Annotated in this window: 11 protein-coding genes; 4 read left to right on the top strand and 7 right to left on the bottom strand. The window is 63.7% G+C overall.

Going from position 1 to position 16792, the window contains the following annotated elements:
* Positions 1 to 9: 9 nt before the first annotated feature.
* From G442_RS0114445 to G442_RS0114435, 3 genes are read right to left on the bottom strand one after another with little or no spacing between them, the layout of a single operon-like run.
* Positions 10 to 2181: an AsmA family protein gene (locus tag G442_RS0114445; protein WP_026398568.1), complete on the bottom strand. Its 2172-nt coding sequence runs from the start codon at positions 2179 to 2181 to the stop codon at positions 10 to 12.
* Between the two features lie 3 nt (positions 2182 to 2184).
* Positions 2185 to 3159 carry an RluA family pseudouridine synthase gene (locus tag G442_RS0114440; RefSeq protein ID WP_026398567.1) on the bottom strand — a complete coding sequence of 325 codons (975 nt, stop codon included), beginning with the start codon at positions 3157 to 3159 and terminating at the stop codon, positions 2185 to 2187.
* 10 nt (positions 3160 to 3169) lie between these two features.
* Positions 3170 to 4564 (bottom strand): replication-associated recombination protein A, encoded by a 1395-nt coding sequence (locus G442_RS0114435; RefSeq protein ID WP_026398566.1) that lies wholly within the window; start codon positions 4562 to 4564, stop codon positions 3170 to 3172.
* Positions 4565 to 5018: 454 nt separating this feature from the next.
* On the opposite strand from G442_RS0114435, the gene G442_RS22480 reads away from it, so the two are divergent.
* On the top strand, positions 5019 to 7820 hold the full coding sequence (locus tag G442_RS22480) for an HWE histidine kinase domain-containing protein (RefSeq protein WP_051292358.1): 2802 nt from the start codon (positions 5019 to 5021) through the stop codon (positions 7818 to 7820).
* A 4-nt stretch (positions 7821 to 7824) separates the two neighbouring features.
* On the opposite strand, the gene rsmI is transcribed toward G442_RS22480, so the two are convergent.
* A complete protein-coding gene (rsmI, locus tag G442_RS0114425; RefSeq protein WP_035376695.1) occupies positions 7825 to 8859 on the bottom strand; it encodes a 16S rRNA (cytidine(1402)-2'-O)-methyltransferase in 1035 nt (344 codons plus the stop codon).
* On the opposite strand from rsmI, the gene G442_RS22475 reads away from it, so the two are divergent.
* The 3 genes from G442_RS22475 (at position 8847) to G442_RS0114410 (ending at position 12415) form a co-directional block, all read left to right on the top strand.
* Entirely contained in the window at positions 8847 to 10355 is a 1509-nt protein-coding gene (locus G442_RS22475; RefSeq protein ID WP_246789468.1) for a penicillin-binding protein activator, read from the top strand. The two genes, rsmI and G442_RS22475, sit on opposite strands and share 13 nt — an antisense overlap.
* 336 nt (positions 10356 to 10691) lie before the next feature.
* Complete coding sequence (locus G442_RS0114415) at positions 10692 to 11150, top strand: (2Fe-2S)-binding protein (RefSeq protein ID WP_026398564.1); 459 nt, start codon at positions 10692 to 10694, stop codon at positions 11148 to 11150.
* Positions 11147 to 12415, top strand: coding sequence for a c-type cytochrome (locus G442_RS0114410; RefSeq protein WP_051292356.1), 1269 nt, complete (start codon positions 11147 to 11149; stop codon positions 12413 to 12415). Before G442_RS0114415 ends, G442_RS0114410 begins: the two co-directional genes overlap by 4 nt.
* A gap of 166 nt (positions 12416 to 12581) precedes the next feature.
* On the opposite strand, the gene G442_RS0114405 is transcribed toward G442_RS0114410, so the two are convergent.
* The 3 genes from G442_RS0114405 to flgE form a co-directional block, all read right to left on the bottom strand.
* Positions 12582 to 13664 carry a flagellin gene (locus G442_RS0114405; protein ID WP_026398562.1) on the bottom strand — a complete coding sequence of 361 codons (1083 nt, stop codon included), beginning with the start codon at positions 13662 to 13664 and terminating at the stop codon, positions 12582 to 12584.
* 2 nt (positions 13665 to 13666) lie between these two features.
* Entirely contained in the window at positions 13667 to 15181 is a 1515-nt protein-coding gene (gene flgK / locus G442_RS0114400; RefSeq protein ID WP_026398561.1) for a flagellar hook-associated protein FlgK, read from the bottom strand.
* Positions 15182 to 15314: 133 nt separating this feature from the next.
* Positions 15315 to 16625, bottom strand: coding sequence for a flagellar hook protein FlgE (gene flgE / locus G442_RS0114395; RefSeq protein ID WP_026398560.1), 1311 nt, complete (start codon positions 16623 to 16625; stop codon positions 15315 to 15317).
* Positions 16626 to 16792 lie beyond the last annotated feature (167 nt).

Raw genomic sequence — 16792 nt, 5'->3', positions numbered from 1 at the left:
CGGGGGCTGTTAATGGAATAACCCGTGCAGCAGGTTCATCAACTTGTCGGCCTTCCGACTGGAGGCCGGAGCGGCGGCCGGGCCGGGACCACCCTCGCGGGCGGCGGCCAGAAGGTCGGGGCAGGGATCCGCCTCCCCGCCGCTTCCGCCGACCGTGATGGCGAAGCGCCCGTTCGATCCCGGCTCCAGATGCGGCGACGGGGAGGCGAGCGAACCGCTGACGCCGACGGGGGAGGACGCCGACGCGCCGCCGACGCCGATATGCGGCAGCAGGTGAAGGTCCAGCGCCCCGTCGGCCAGGCCCACGGTTCCATGTCCGCTCATGGACAGGAGATCGGCTTCCAGCCCCAGCCGGTCGATCGTCGCCCGCTGGTCCGCGAACTGCATATGCGCGCCGAAGCAGCGCAGACCGATATTGCCGTGGACGGGAATGCTCTGGCCGATCAGGCTGGCCAGCACCGCGCCATTCACCCGACCGCCGACCATCGACGCTCCGGCATGTCCGGTCAGGCTGCTTCGCCACGCTGCTGCGGATGCGCCGTCGGCGGACACGTCGCCTACGATCTGCAGCGATCCATCGACGAGGCCCTGCGCGCCCGACCAGAACGCGGCGGCCGTCGAGGGGAGGACGATGGGGGAGGCGCTGATGGTCAGATGCGGCGTTTCGCCTGATGCGTCGTAGGTGAAGCGGGCCGTCTGCGCGACGCCGGAGCCGGAGCCGTGTATGGGGTCGGCCGTCAGAACGGCCTTGTCGAGCGTGACATGGGCCGACACGTCCGTCCACGCCACCGAGCGCCACGTCACGCGTTGCGCCGCGACGTCGAGCGTCGCCTGTGTCGCGCGCATCAGCGCCGCCGGGTCATGCGCGCGCAGAACCGACACGGGGGCGTCGCTTGCGATGTGACCGTCGGCTTTCAGACCGTTCAGCGTCGGTTTTTCTGGACCGAAGGCGAGGGAGGGGAGCGAACCGTGGATGTCCAGCGCCGTGCGCCGTCCGCCTGCCACGCCGTCCAGCGTTAGCGACGACTGTCCTTCAACCAAAGCGAGTTTCAGCGGCAGAGCCTGATCGTCGGGCGCGCGCAAGGCCCGTCCGGTTTCTTCAAGCGTTCCGAGCAGGCCGTGCAGACTGACGGCTTGGTCTCCTAGCTTGCCGTCCGCTGCGACGGCAACGCGATCGGTGGGTTGCGAAGCGTCGAGAGTCAGGCTGCTTGTCCGCAACTCCGGCAGGGCGGCGCTGAGATCGGTCGGCCCGACGTGCAGATGCAGGGTCTTCAGGATCGGCGCCGCACCGTCGCCACTGACGGCGGTCTGAAGGGAGACGTTTCTCGCCTCCGGCAGATTCGCACGGGGAAAGAGCGCGTTCAGGGAGCGAAGATCGTCGAGCGTCCCGGTGATCTGCAGCGCGTAGCCGGTAGCGTTCGCCGGGCTTTGGATCGCGCCATCGACATGCAATGTCCCGGAAGAATGTTTGTCAACGGCGAGAGTGGCGGTCAGGTGAACGGGCCAGGGCGGTGTCCCCGGGGCGGTGGCAGAAAGCGGAAGCGGGCCAGTTGATCCAGCCAGCGTGTATGTCGTGGCGGCGCGGCGGCCATGGATGTCGAGGGAAACGACGTTGCTGGTCAGGCCGGAAATATCGGCCTTGTCGAGCGTTGTCGCGCCGGACATGCGGCGCGCGCGGTCATCCCATGCAAGAGAGCCGTCGCGCACATGGATGGCGTCGACGGCGATGTCCCATCGTACATGCGCGCGGCTGTCGGACTTTTCTTCACCGGTCGTCGTGACCCGAGATGGCGGAACGAAGCGCCAGTTGGCGCGTCCATCGTCGGTCCGCTCCAGCGACAGGGTCGGTTTCACAAACGTCACGTCGTCGAGGACGACGCGGTGCGAAAACAGCGGCGTCAGGGCAAGTCGGGCGCGAACCTCCTCCGCCGTGAACATCTCGACCCGTCCGCCATCGGGCATGTCCGTCAGACCCACGCCTTTGGCGTCGACCCACGGATAGGGGAGCAGCCAGACATGGAGCGAGTCGATCCGCAATTGCCGCCCGGTCTGGCGCTGCACCGCGTTGACGAGGCGCGCGCGCAGCCAGTCGGCGTCCATGAGCGCGGACGCTGCGGTCGCGCCGACCAGAACGACGGCGAGCCCGCCTGCGGCGACGCCGATCCTGCGCTTCAAACCCATTTCCTACCTCCTGCGCGGCGCCGGCGTGGAGCCAGCCGTGAACCCGAGCGCGCGGAAAGTCTCGCGCATATGTGGCGGCAATTCGGCGCTGACTTCCAGCCATCCGCCAGCGGGATGCGGCAGCACGAGGCTGCGCGCGTGCAGGTGCAGCCGATCTGTAAAGCCGTCGGCGTGCGCTTTTTCGGCGCCGTATTTCGGGTCGCCGAGGATTGGCGTGCCGATGGACTCGCAATGCACACGCAACTGATGCGTCCGGCCGGTCAGGGGCGAGAGGCCCAGCCAGGAGAATTTTTTGCCGGCGGAGTCGAGCACTTCGTATTCGGTGCGGGCGAACTGCGCGTCCTCGTCGTCGCGTTGCGCGGGGACGGTGATGGAGCCGGGACCCGCGCCCAGCCGTGCGAGCGGTTGATCGATCTCCCCCGAAAGTGGGTCCGGCCGTCCGACCACCACGGCCCAGTAGGTTTTTTTTACGTCCCGCCCGCGAAACAGGGCCGCCAGCTTCGCCGCGACGCCCGGCGTGCGGGCCAGCAGCAGCAGGCCGGACGTGTCGCGGTCGATGCGGTGCACGAGCCGGGGGCGCGGATCGTCCCCTTCGCGCAGCCCGTCGAGCATCATGTCGACGTGATGCGTGATGCCGGGGCCGCCCTGCGTCGCGAGCCCGGAGGGCTTGTTCAGGACGATGAGTTGCTTGTCGGAATAGACGACCATACCCTGGATTTCGCGCGCCAGACGCGGGTCCAGCGTCTTTGGCGCATCGCGGGCGGGGCCGGCGGCCACGGGGATCGGCGGCACGCGGACCGATTGGCCGGGCGTTAGGCGCGTGCTGGCCTCGACGCGCTTGCCGTCCACACGAATTTGTCCCGTACGGCACAGCTTCTGTAACGCGCCCTGTGTGAGGTGCGGGTAGTGGCGTCGGAAATAGCGGTCGAGCCGGATATCGGCCTCGTCCTCGCTCACCGTCAACATGGCCACACTCATAATACCGTCCTCACGTTTCTTCTTCGGAGGCGCGGCTTGCCCTCATTCGCGTCCATGTGTCCAGTCTTCGCTTGATTTCGTGTTCGTATCCACGCCCGGTCGGCCGATAGAAACTCTGCCGCTCCATCTCGTCGGGGAAGTAATTCTGACCGGAGAAGGCGTCGTCGGCGTCATGGTCATACTGATACCCCACGCCGTAGCCGATTTCCTTCATAAGCTTCGTCGGAGCGTTGAGAATATGAGCCGGCGGCATCAGGCTGCCGGTCGCCTTGGCGGCTCGCCGCGCTGCGCCGTAGGCCTTGTAGACTGCGTTCGACTTTGGCGCCGTTCCAAGATGCACGACCAGTTGCGCCAGCGCCAGTTCTCCCTCGGGTGAGCCGAGCCGCTCGTAGGTCTCCCACGCTGCGATGGCCAGCCGGAGCGCCGAGGGGTCGGCCATGCCGACGTCTTCGGCGGCGAAACGCGTCAGGCGGCGCGCGAGGTAACGCGGGTCCTCGCCGCCCTCCAGCATGCGGGCGAACCAGTAGAGCGCCGCGTCCGGGTCAGATCCGCGCAGGGATTTATGCAGCGCGGAGATGAGGTTGTAGTGCTCCTCCCGGTCCCGGTCGTACAGAACGGCCCGTTTGGCCAGCAGCGAAGCGAGCGCCTGCGGGTCGAGCGGCTCCGGTGCGTTCAGCGCGAGGATCTGCTCCACCATGTTGAGCAGATATCGCCCGTCGCCATCGGCCATCGCACGCAATGTCGCTCGCGCAGGCTCGGTGAGAGGGAGGACATGTCCCGCCTCTTCCTCCGCCCTGACGAGCAACGCTTCGAGCGCCGCGTCATCCAGTCGACGCAGCACCATCACCTGACAACGGGAAAGCAGCGCCGAATTCAGCGCGAAGGAGGGATTCTCCGTCGTGGCGCCGACGAGCACGATGGTTCCGTCCTCCACGACGGGCAGGAAGCCGTCCTGCTGGGCGCGATTGAAGCGGTGAATTTCGTCGACGAACAGCAGCGTGCCGCGCCCCGTTCCGGCGAGGCGGCGCGCGTCGTCGAAAGCGCGCTTCAGATCGGCGACGCCCGAGAACACCGCCGAAATTTGCATGAACCGGAGGGAGGCCGCGTCAGCGAGCAGTCGCGCGATGGTGGTCTTGCCGACGCCCGGTCCGCCCCAGAGGATCAGGCTGGCGAGCGTGCCGCGCGCCAGCATCCGGGTCAGCGCGCCGTCGGGGCCGAGGAGGTGATCCTGGCCGACTACATCTTCCAGCCGACGCGGGCGCAGCCGGTCGGCGAGCGGCTGGTTGGCGGCGGGCCGCCCGCCCCCGGACAGCGCATGTCCGTCCGCTCGCGCGCCGCCGGAGGCGGGCGGGCTTCCGCCGAAGAGATCGTCGCCCGGATCGGGGGCGTTACGGTGCGACGCCATGACGATGCCTGCTGATGTTCATCCTCTGTTCATAGCGCTGTCGGGGCGTTCCGTTAAGCGGCGCCGTGAATCGGGTGGCGGGGATTGAGCCCGACCCAGTGCGTGGGGAGGTGAGGGCGGAGACTGGGGCGACGCAGGCGAACGGGACGCGTGACAACTACGCGAGGAGAGAAGAAAGCCGATTGGAAATGCGGAGAATTTGCGAAGTGACGTCTTGAGAGTTATGAGAACTTAAATATGCAGTCGGCTGGACGCTCTGGATCGGGGCGGTCCATAAGGCGGCAGGCGGCATGTCGGGGGGCATGACTATAGCGGCGTTGGCGATCAGTCGAAGTGGGAGAAGAATTTCCCCAAAATACGGCGGAAGGCTCGTGCGACGTCGCGCCGTCTTTTCCCTCATCGAACGCGGCTCTTTGCGAAGCCTGACTTTGACCCCCTCGAAGCCCCCCGCGTCATGAGCGCGGGACGTCCCCGCAGCTCTTCTGCGCATCTGTACGCCGCCGAAAGAGGTGACGGCGGGCAAGGTTGGTTCGGGTCTTTCGATGCGGACATGCAGGTTGACGACGAAGCGACCAGAGCTGCGTCCGCCACATTTCCTTCTTACAAGACGAACCCGCCGATCCCGCGGACTGTCTCGCCACATAGCTGCCTCATCGCATTTGACGCAGCTATGCGCGCAGCTACGCATTTTTCGGCGAATGCGCCCGAAATGCTCGGGGTAGCCGGGGATATTCCGGGTCGTTCTATCGAGCAGCTTCTGGGAGCCGAGGCGGCTCGCGCAATCAGGAAGGCGCTGGGCGCGACGCCACGGGTGCGTCGTCCGGTCCTGTTCTTTCACATGGCGCTGCCGTCGGGCGAGGCGTTTGATGTCTCGGCGTTCGATGGACCTGATCGCGTGGTGATTGAGTTCGAACCCGTCCTACCCGGGGAGGATTCGGGAGCCTATCTGGTGGCGCTCCGCACAATGGTTGATCGGATGCGCGATATCAGTTCCCTTCCGGATCTGTTCGACGCTGTTGTCCGTCTCCTGCGGGATACGCTGCGTTTCGATCGGGTTGTGTTCTTTCGCTATCAGCCGGAGGGGCTCAGTCTGGTGGTGGCGGAAGCGCGCTACCCCGCGATGCCCAGCCTGTTGCGCCGGCGTTTCGCTGAAAATCTGCTGCCGTCGCACGATTTGTCACCTTATCCAGGCACTCGATTTCGCATGCTGGCGGATACGCGGGCTGAGCCGATCCCCGTTTTATCGGGTGAGCGCGCGCGGGTCGATGCGACGGACGCGACTTCGGATGGCCTTGCTCCCGCGCACCTGACAAGGGCTGGCGCGACATTGGAGTGTCTGAACGCGCGGGCGGCCATATCCAATATCCTGATCGCAGACGACGAGCCATGGGGCGGCTTCGTCTGTCATCACAGGACGCCCAGACGCCTGACGCAGGCGCAACGTGTTCTCGTCAAGATGTTCGGGGAGTACGTCTCTCTTCAGATCGTCACGTTGCTGCGGACCAATCGGCTGCGTTACACGCGCGGCACGCTCGCCTTCATCGACAGATTTCTGAAGGAGGCGGCCCGCGCTTCCGACATGCCGATGCATTTGCGGACTCGGCTCGGGGAGCTGAAGGCGTTTGTTCCGTGTGACGGCGCGGCTCTTTGGTTGGGGGGAGAATGGACGCCGTGTGGAGCCGCCCCGAGCGTAGTTGGCCCGTTCGTGGAACTCGCGCTTGAGCGCGCGGGCTCGCAGCTTTGGAGCACACGCAAACTGGTCGGAACGCTTTCCGACGTGTCGCTTGTGGCGCCTGGGATCGCCGGGGTCATGGTTGTGCCGATTTCGTCCGAGCCGGGAAACTACCTGTTCCTGTTTCGCAATGAGGCGCTGCAACTCATCTACAAGCTGCGCGAGGAAATACGGCAAGAGCATGACGGATCCGGAGGCGGCGACCCTGTCGCTGCGGAAAACGCTCTCGAAGGCGTTCCGGCGGGGAGCGAGCGAGACGGTGACGCAAAAGCGGAGAATTCTTTCACTCTCTATGGCGATTTCATTATCGGACACGCCCTGCCGTGGAGCGATGAAGACGTCGAGGTCGCGGGGTTGCTGCGATCCGCGTTGATTGAAGTCATGGGAGCCTACCATCAGCGCATGCTCGCCGAGCGCGCTTCGAACGACGAGCGGTTGCGCACCCTGAACGAGGAGCTGACGCACAGGGTCAAGAATATCCTCGCCGTCGTGCAGTCTCTCGTTATGCAACGGGCGCCCGAGGGGCGGGCGGTGGATGAGCATCTGCACCACATGCGCGGGCGGGTAAGGTCTCTCGCTTCTGCTCACGATCAGATCGTCCGCACCTCCGGGGGAGGGATGCTGAGAGATATGCTGGAGAGCGAGCTTGAGCCGTACTCCGACGGCCGGCGATCGATCGTGCTGGATGGTCCCGCCTTGTGGCTTGAGGGCGAAGCGCTTTCTGTCACGGCTCTGACCGTGCACGAGCTGGCTACGAACGCCGCGAAATACGGCGCCCTCAGCGTATCCGGCGGCGGCGTGCGCATTAAGTGGCGTCTGTCGGCCGACGGAAAGATGTGGATTCTGTCCTGGCGGGAGGAGGGCGGACCACAGGTTGGGGAGCCGGTCAGGCGCGGCTTCGGCTCCGCATTGATCGAACGGGGCATGGCGTATGAACTCGGGGGGGCTTCGCGGGTCGCCTACGATCCCGCTGGCTTGCAGGTGACGCTCGAAATTCCTGTCCGCTACGCCGGGGAGGCGCGCTTTGGCGACGATTGGGTCGAACGGGTGGACGCGGCCCAGCTGACCGGAAGTTTCGGCCCGCCCCTGAAGGCCGGAATCGGCGTTCATGATGAGCGAGCCGATCTGGGTGACGTGACGGGAGACCATATCTCGCTTGATGGGCTAGACGTTCTGGTGGTCGAGGACCAGTTGCTGATCGCGCTCGAGGTGGAGCAGGACCTTGGCGAACTCGAAGGTTGCAAGGTAAGGACGGCGAGTTCGGTCGAAGAGGCGATCGTCTGCATAGACGCTGCCGAACCGGATGTTGTCCTGCTGGACGTTAACCTCGGCGACGAAACCAGTGAGGCCGTGGCGTTCGCGCTGCGCGCGCGTGGCGTGCCGTTTATTCTGACAACCGGCTACGCAGACCGCATCGAGAGTCTTAAGGAGTTTAGCGATGCGCCGGTCATCGCCAAACCTTACGAAGTCCGGACCGTGATTTCGGCCATCATCGACGCGCTCGGAGCGCGAAAAGCGGCTTAAGGCTTCATTTCTTGCGGGCGGCGGAAAGCTCAAGAGCGCGGGCATAGACCAGCTTTCGCGGCAGGCCGCTTGCGGCGGCTACCAGTGCCGCGGCGTCTTTGACCGAATGCGTCTCCAAAGCCTGCGACAGGCTCGTATCGAGATCGTCCGCCCCGGCCTCATCCTCGTCGGGCGGACCGAGCAGTACGACAATCTCTCCCCTTGGCGGTTTGTCGGCGTAGGCGGCGGCGAGTTCCGCCGCGCCGCCGCGTCGCACTTCCTCAAAACGCTTGGTCAGCTCCCGCGCCACCACGGCCGCGCGCCCGTCGCCAAAGGCGGCGGCGAGGTCGGCGAGCATCTCGCCCAACCGGTGCGGCGCCTCGTGCCATATCAGGGTCGCTCGCAGCCCTGCCAGTTCAGCTGCGCGCAACGTTGCGAACGCGCTGCGCCGCGCCGCACTGCGCGGCGGCGGGAAGCCAAGGAAGAGGAAAGGGTGCGGCGGCAGGCCAGACAGCACCAGCGCAGTCAGTGCGGCGTTCGGGCCGGGCACCGCTGTCACTGGCACTTCTGCGTCAATGGCGGCGCGGGTGAGGCGATAACCCGGGTCAGACAGAAGCGGCATGCCCGCGTCCGACACCAGCGCGATCCGCGCGCCCCGCCGCAGACGCTCGACAAGAGCTGGCGTTCGCTGGCGTTCGTTGTGTTCATGCAGGGCCTCTGATCGCGGCGAGATGCCGTGCTCGGAGAACAGCCGCGCCGTGACGCGCGTGTCCTCGCAGAGCACCAGATCGGCGTCCCGCATGGCTTCGACGGCTCGAGGGGGGAGATCGCCGAGATTGCCGATCGGCGTTGCGACCAGCGTCAGGCCGCCGCGTTGTGATCCCGGGACGGGTCCGTGGTCCTCGCTTTCGTAAGCCGGAGGATCTTCCCCTGCGTCGGTCTTGGTTGAGTCATCGCGGACATGACGTGGCCGCAATCCTTCGCTATGGGGGAGGGCGGCGTCGGCGTCGTCCCCGTCGCTGAGGCGTTTAGAAGAAGAGGCGAAAGATGGATCGGACATGCGGCTTCCTGTTGCGCGGGGCCATCCAAGCTGTCGCCCCATCCGGTGCGACGCGCAAGTCCGAAGGCGGCTTTGTCGGCGCTTCCGTGGGGCGGCGTTGTATGGCTTTGACCGCAGTCACTGCGTTGGCGGCCCTTTCAGCGTGCGCGAATGGCGGCGGTGAAGCCGGCTCCGGAGCGGCTGGCGCGGCGGGTTCGAAGACTATAGGCGTAATCCTTCCGCTAAGCGGTCCGAACGCTGCTTTGGGGAGCGAGATGCTGGCCGCCGCGCGTCTGGCTGTCACGGGATCGGTGTCCCGCGCGGTCGGTCCGCAAGGACATGGGGCTCAAGGCGGCGCAGGGAGCAGCCCGGGCGCGTTGCAGATCGACGCACACGACACGGCCACGACCGGCGGCGCTGCGGCGGCCATGCAGGCGGCGCTTGCTTCCGGGGACGGCATTATTCTTGGCCCCCTGACCGGCGCGGATACGGGGCAGATTTCGGCTATGGCGCGACAGGCGGGAACGCCGATGCTGGCGTTCACCAGCGACGTGGCTCAGGCGCAGCCCGGCGTCTGGATTCTGGGCGTCACGCCTGAGCAGCAGGTCGACAGGCTGGTGTCGGCGGCTCAAGCCGAGGGACGGCGGCAATTCGCTGCTTTTCTTCCGGACAATCCGCTCGGGCGCGCTCTTGGTGAGGCGTTGTCGCGGTCCTGTCAGGCGCGTGGCCTGGCCCCGGCCCAGATCGTCTATCACGCGACCGGGGCCGATGCGATTACGACCGGCGTCGCCACGCTTTCCGCGTATCAAAGTCGGGTCGACGCTGCCAATGGCGCGGCTTCGGGCGCTTCCGACGCGCTTCCCCCGGACCTTGCGGCGGCGCTCAATCATCCGCCGGGGGCCACTTCGGCCGTCGCCGCGCCAAGACCCCTCGATGGATCGGACGACACAGCCTCCGCTGGGGGGCAGTCCACCGCTTCTGGCGCTGTCGCTACGCCTGCGGCGACGGCGCCGGCGGAATTGGCTGCGCCGCCCTTCGACGCGCTGCTTCTTGGCGATACCGGTCTCGCCCTGAAATCGACGATCGACGCCCTCGCTGCGAACAAGGTGACGAGGGACAAGGTGCGGATTATGGGGCCGGGACTGTGGGCGGCGTTTGCCGGCAAGCTGGGCGGGTTGGCCGGGGCATGGTACGCCGCGCCCGATCCGGCCAACCGCCGCGCCTTTGTGCAGGCGTTTGTCGCCCAGACGCATCGCACGCCCAAGCCCCTTGCTGATCTGGCTTACGACGCGGGAGCGCTGGCGGGCGCTGTGAACACGGCCACCGGCGGCGCGGGATATCCGATTTCCGAGCTGACGAGGCAGCAGGGTTTCGCGGGTGTCGACGGCGTTTTCGCTCTGACGCCGGATGGAAGAACGACGCGCGAGCTGGCGATCTTCGAGGTCCAGACAGGCGGCGGAAGCCGCCTCGTCAGCGCGGCGGCGCGGCGGACGGCGCCAGCGCCCGGCGCTTCCTGACGTCGGCGCCAACGGTTCTTCGAAATGCGCGTTGGAGGCTATCCAGCGCGCATTTTCTGCGTTTGGGCGTTCAAGAACTAGTAGAGACGGATGGGGCAGTTCGCGGCTCGATTCGGGTTTGCATATTTTGAAAACGTCCTGCGGGTTTGCGATCTCCGGGCGCTACGAGAATTAGCACGATGGAGAAACACGGGATGACGCCACTCGTCAGACGCGGGAGGTTCGACTTGCGTTGTGACACGTTCAGCGTGCGCGGCTTGTTGCACAATCGATCCAGCTTGCCGTCGGGTGCATCTCCTGCGCATTGTTTGGCGCTGGGGCGATAGCGGGGACGACATGATCACATTGCGGCTCAACGGACAGGACACCCCGGTCGACGTCACGCCCGACACCCCGTTGCTTTGGGTGTTGCGCGATGTTCTCGGACTGACGGGAACCAAATTCGGCTGCGGCATCGCGCAATGCGGCGCCTGCACGGTCCATATCGACGGAAAGGCGGCGCGCGCTTGCGTTACGCCGGTGGGCGCCATTGGCGAGGCTTCTGTCACGACGATCGAGGGCGTTTCGGGCGATACGCTTGCTGACGCTGTGATGAAGGCGTGGGTGGATATTGATGTCGTGCAGTGTGGTTATTGCCAGCCGGGCCAGATCATGGCCGCGATAGCGCTGCTGAGAGGCTCGCCGAACCCGACCGATGCGCAGATTGATACGGCGATGTCGGGAAATATCTGCCGTTGTGGCGCTTATGTCCGCATACGGGCCGCCATCCACAATGCCGCGGCGGCAGGCGCATGAATGGGCCCCGGGAGACGAACGACCATCGCCGTCGCTTGTGCGGCGTGGGTCGGTTATGCACGGCTGCTGTCGTTTTCGTTCTGTCGTTCTGTTCGGCAAATTTCGCAAGAGCGGACACGCATGCAGATCTGGTGGCGCGGGGCGAGTATCTGACCCGCGCAGCCGATTGCGAGGTCTGCCACACGGCGAAGGGAGGCGTTCCGTTCGCCGGTGGGCTGAAGTTCGACATTGCGCCCTTTGGCGCAATCTATTCCGGGAATATTACGCCTGATCGGGACTCCGGACTGGGCGGCTGGTCGGAAGCTACTTTTGTTCGGGCTGTACGTGAAGGGAAAGGGCCGGAGGGACGTCTCTATCCGGCTATGCCGTATCAGGATTACGGCAGGATGAGCGTGGAAGACGCTCAGGCTATCTGGGCTTACCTGAAGACGTTGCCTCCGGCTCGTTCGCTGCGGCCCGAGAATACAGGCGTGTTCGCGTACGGGATTGTGCGTTCCGCCATGATCGGCTGGAATCTGCTATACGGTCCGCGTTCGGACTATCCTGACGATCATGGCCGTTCAGGCGCATGGAATCGCGGACGTTTTCTTGTCTTGGGGCTGGGGCATTGCCAGGAATGCCATTCGCCGCGGAACTGGATGATGGCGGCGTCCGATGGTCGCGCCTTCGCCGGGAATGTGACGGATGGTTGGCTGGCCTACAATCTTTCCTCCGATCGCTCAGACGGCCTTGGCGCCTGGACCGATGCGGAACTCATTGAATACCTGTCGACGGGGCATACGCAGAACCATGGTTCTGCGGCCGGTCCTATGGGGTCGGTCGTAGGGCATAGTCTTCGCTTCCTGACGCAGGACGATATTCGCGCGATGGTGACCTATCTTCGGAATGTGCCGCCCCAGTCGCAGACCGGCGTCGTTGAGCGTGCAGCGGCCGACAGGGCGTCGATCGACCGTGGCGCGCGCCTGTATCAGGGCGCTTGCATAGGCTGTCATCTGGAGAGCGGTGACGGGCGCAATACGCATTTCGGCGATATTCACAGAAGCCATACGGCAAGGGCCTCAGATGGTCGCAATCTCGTGCAGGCCATGATCGAAGGGACGTCGCTTGAAACTCAGACCGGCGCGGCTTCCATGCCGGAATTCGGTCATGGCTATGACGACCGCGATATCGCCGACATCGCCAATTATGTTCTCGCCAGTATCGGGCATGCGCAGGGACATGTCGATGTGACGGAAGTGACGAAGGCGCGCGACAGCAGCCATTGATGAGATGAGGTCTTTCTGTATTGGTTTAGGGGCCTCCCGTATCTGTTTTGAAAGCCCCTGGCATTGAGAACGCGCTTTTGGCGCGTTCTTGCCCGGGGCAATCGCAAGGAATGGTAAGAGCGAAAAACAGTTCGAATGCGAACTCTTTGTTTGTTTTTGCGCCAGTTTAAATGTAACTCGCGAGCGTCATGCTCTTGAGGCTTGCGACAAGAGAGTAAGACGCTTCGAGCTGATTCTGTATTGCTGTCGTTTGCACCGATACGCTTGCGAGGTCGGCAGATTTTGCGTTGTCCAATTGGGTGTTGAGCATCGTGCTCATCGTGGACAGCATCGTCGATTGAGATGAAAGCGAGTTTTGACTGATGCCGAGAGTTCCTTCCTCATTCGTCAGCGATGTTGAGATGGAGGAGGTCGACGTCTGCAGGCTGCTGATCAAGTCGGAGAACTGCGTACTGGACGTGTCGGCGGATCCCAACGAAGCGACAACCATCAGGTTGCGGATCAAATCGCGGATAGGCGAACCTGTGGATGTGGCCGTGGCGTCAGAGCCCTGGGTCGCGATCATTCCAACGCTGACGGTATCGTTCAAACCGATAACGGCGGAACTCTGAAGGGAGGACGCGGATGTTCCGTCGACTGAAAGGGCGGACGAGAAAACTGAATAGCTTGCGTTCGAACCTGTCCCGGTCGCGAGAGCGGTCGCCTGCTCAAGAACGCTTGCAGCCGACGACGACGACAGAGAGGAGACGACGGACGACGTCGCCTGTGCGAGCGAACTGGTGCTCAGGCCGCTGGGGTCGGTGACTGGTGGGTCGTTGGCGTCCGTGCCAGCGAAGACGTAGCCGGAACCCGACGATGTGTTCAGGAGAGTGCCCAGAGTGGCGAGGTCGCTCGTGGCGGTGCTTACGATCGACTTCAACTCGCTTTGCCCCAGACTTCCGCTCAAGGACAGAAGATTCGTTTGTAGCGTCGTCACCATCGACGATATCTGCGTCAGGGCGGTTTGGGTCGTGGACAGCGTGCCTCGAGCCGTCGTGATGCTGTTCTGCCACGCCGATACAGCCGTGATCTGAGGTTCGAGGCTGAGCGCCGCCGAACGGTTGTCGCCCAGTCCGGCGTAGCTTGTGGAGGTGACTCCTGTCGACGCTTCTCCGCTCAGATTGGCTTCCTGAGTGTTGAGGTTCGAGATCGCCTGTTCGAGAACATATAATGTTCCAGAGGCTCCGTATTGTCCGATGGTGGTGCTCATGATCAGTTGATCGCGTCCAGAAGGGCTGTGAACATGCTTTGGACGGTTGTGACGATCTTGGCGTTTGCCGTGTAGGCGTTTTGCAAGGCGACGATTTTTGACATTTCGTCGTCCACGTTGACGCCGGACACGTTGGAAACCTGCGTCGAAAGACTGGTCTGGACTGACGTCGCCGTCGTCAGGCTTGAAGACGCCGTGGACGCGACCTGCGCCTGTGCGGATGTCAGCGTCGTTGCGAGATTGGCGAGGCTGAGCGTCGAGCTGTATCCTGTGGACAATGTTCCGGTCATGCCAAGCCCGGAGCTCGGCGCCGAGAGCGTCCCGGATACGTCATTTGTCGCTGAACCCAAGGCGCTCGACAGCACTGTGGACGCCAACGTCGTCGAACCGTTCGGCGAGAGTTGGGACGTGTCGCTGACGATGTCCGGATTGACCTCAAGTGTGCTGGCCAGGCCGACAATGCCGTCTGGCGTGCCTGTCGTTGTCGAGGAAGACGGCATGCTGCCTGTTCCATCGGTGAACAGCGTCAGTCCTGCGGCGTTGAAGCGATTGGCGAGCGTATAGGAAAAGGAATCGAGCTGAGCCTGCATCGTCGGGTAAACACTGTCTCTAAGCTGAATGTTTGCGCCCAGAGTTCCGCCGGTCAGGCTGGTGGTGATGTCGGTGCCGTTGAGTTCGATGCCAGGAATGGCGGAACCCGAGGTGGTTCCGGGATAGCTGCTCGTGGCGTCGACGGAGGCGGATTCGGTCGACAAAGGCCATGTGGAGGTCGGGATGGTCACGCCGGAACTACTTGACGGCTGCGTGGGCAGCTCCGTGCCGTCAGCCGTCTTGACCAGCATGTCTCCGGTCGATGTTTCCGTGAATGTCACAGATATTTTCGACGAAAGATCGGACATTGCGCTGGCGCGCTGGTTCTCGAGGTCAGCGACGCTGGCGCCGGTGACCTTAAGCTTCATGATCTGCTGCGACAGGGCGCCGATCGTCGTCAGGTCCGTATTGACGTCGGAAACAGCGGTGACGATTGTGTCCTGCGCGTTTTGACGTTGAGTCTGATACTCGTTCGACAGGGAATTGATCGTCGACGTCAGGGTCTGGGCGTCGGAGATGACCGTCGAGCGTTCGGTGTCGCTCGTCGGGTTGGACACCAGCGCAGTGAAGTCGTTGGAGATGTTTCCCAGCAGGTCGGACAGCGTGTTGCTCGATCCGGATGTCGCGCTGGTCGAGCCCTGTAATGCCGTGATTGAGGACAGCGAATCGCTTGTCGCCGTCAAGGCCGCCACGCTGGCGTTCTGTGTATAAAGCCCGGCCATCAGGGCGTTGTTGACGTTACGCGTCGTAAGGCCGATTGACACGCCGGACCCGACGCCAGCGCTGTCGCGAGAGGAAACCTGCGAAATTTCCTCGACATATCCGGTTGTGCTGGCGTTCGAAACGTTTTGCGAGACGACGCCCAGCGCATATTGGGTGGCTTCCAGTCCGCTGGTGGCGATCGAGAGCGATGAGTTCAGATCCATTCTGACCTTCTCCGGCACTGCGCTCTTTCGGCGGATATGGGCTCCAAGAGACGATATAAAACCCGACGAACCTGCGGGATATTCTGCGATGGTGCAGCCTACCCCGCTTCCGTAAACAATATATGAAATTGAATTACTGGATCATGGCGATCGTCGACTGCAGCAACTGGTTCGCCGTGGTCACGACTTTTGTGTTCGCCGTGTAGGCTTCCTGCGCGACGATCAGACCCGACAGGTCGGACGTCAGGTCGGTGGTGGACGACTCAACGGACGAGGTCTCCAGCGTGCCCGTGCCGTTGGCGCCGACGACGCCCGTGGTGGCGGAGCCGGACTGCGCGGTGCCGACGTAGGCCTGTCCGTCGACAGCCGACAGCCCGTCTGCATTGGCGAAGCTCGACAGGGCGATTTTACCGACGAGCTGCGTATCGCCGTTGCTGAACTCAGCCATGACCGAGCCGTCGCTTTCCATTTCGACGCCCTCATATGTTCCGCTGGTCACGCTGTCGCTGGTCAGGGTCGGCGTGGTGCTGGTTGAACTGGTCGTTGAAAGCGTCGTGGCGCTGCTGCTGCCGATCGTACCGATATTCAGCGCGATGCTCTGGGACGTGCCGTTATAATTGGCGGTGATGGGGATGGATGCGGTAGCCCCGCTCAGGCTTGAGCCAACGGCGTCGCCGGAAGAATCGGTGACCGACGCGATAGCCCCGCTTGAGTCGAAGGTGACGGTATAGGGCGTTGCGCTTATGGCGGAGGAATCCGACGGGTCGCTGGCGGAGACGGTCCATTTCAGCGGGTTGGCGCTATCCTGCGTCCAGGTGACGTCCAGCGTATGGCTGGCGCTTTGGGAGTCGTAGATTGTCGAACTGGTCGTCGTTGTGGCGGCGCCGCTCGACGGCAGGGTCGTGCTGCCGACGTCTCCCGTCATGGTCAGTTTGGTGGTTTCGGTGGGACGGAACACGACGTTGGAAACGTTGATCTGGGTCAGCGACGTGCCGAGCGTCCCTGTGGTCGCGTCGGCCTGATATCCATCGAGATAATAGCCCGACGTATTCACCAGATAACCGTTCTTGTCTTCGTAAAAATCGCCGTTTCTGGTGTAGTACTGCTGATCGCTGAATCTTTCGGTTCCTGAGGTGGCTTGTCCGCTCTCCTTGGAGACGTCGAAAAAGCCGTTTCCGGAAATCGCGACAGCCAGCGAATTGGTGCTGGCCGAGACCGTTCCCTGCTGCTGCGTCGAGGTGTGCGTCACGGCGCCGACGCCGTCGGACACGGCGTCCGAGCTGCTGGATCTGAGGGAGCTCGAGACGAAATCCTGAAAACTTGTTGTCGAGGCCTTGTAGCCGGTTGTCTGACTGTTGGCGATGTTATTGCTCAAATTGGTGAAGGCGGTGGACTGGGCGTTGATGCCAGCCACGGCGGTGGTCAAAGAATTGAAAATCGACATGAATCACTCCTCAGGCGGGTTTTTGCGACGGCCGGCGTCGCCGAACCACGACGCTGAAACTCTATGCAGGAACCATGCCAACTTTTTCGGGAGCGCGCTTCGACGCCCTGTTCGCAGTTGAGCGCCGCTCGAGTGAGCTGATGGATGGCGATGTGGCGCCAAAAAAC

The organism is Acetobacter nitrogenifigens DSM 23921 = NBRC 105050 (assembly GCF_000429165.1).
In the GTDB taxonomy this organism is placed as follows: Bacteria; Pseudomonadota; Alphaproteobacteria; order Acetobacterales; family Acetobacteraceae; genus Acetobacter; species Acetobacter nitrogenifigens.
This window is presented reverse-complemented; position numbering and strand designations above follow the sequence as displayed.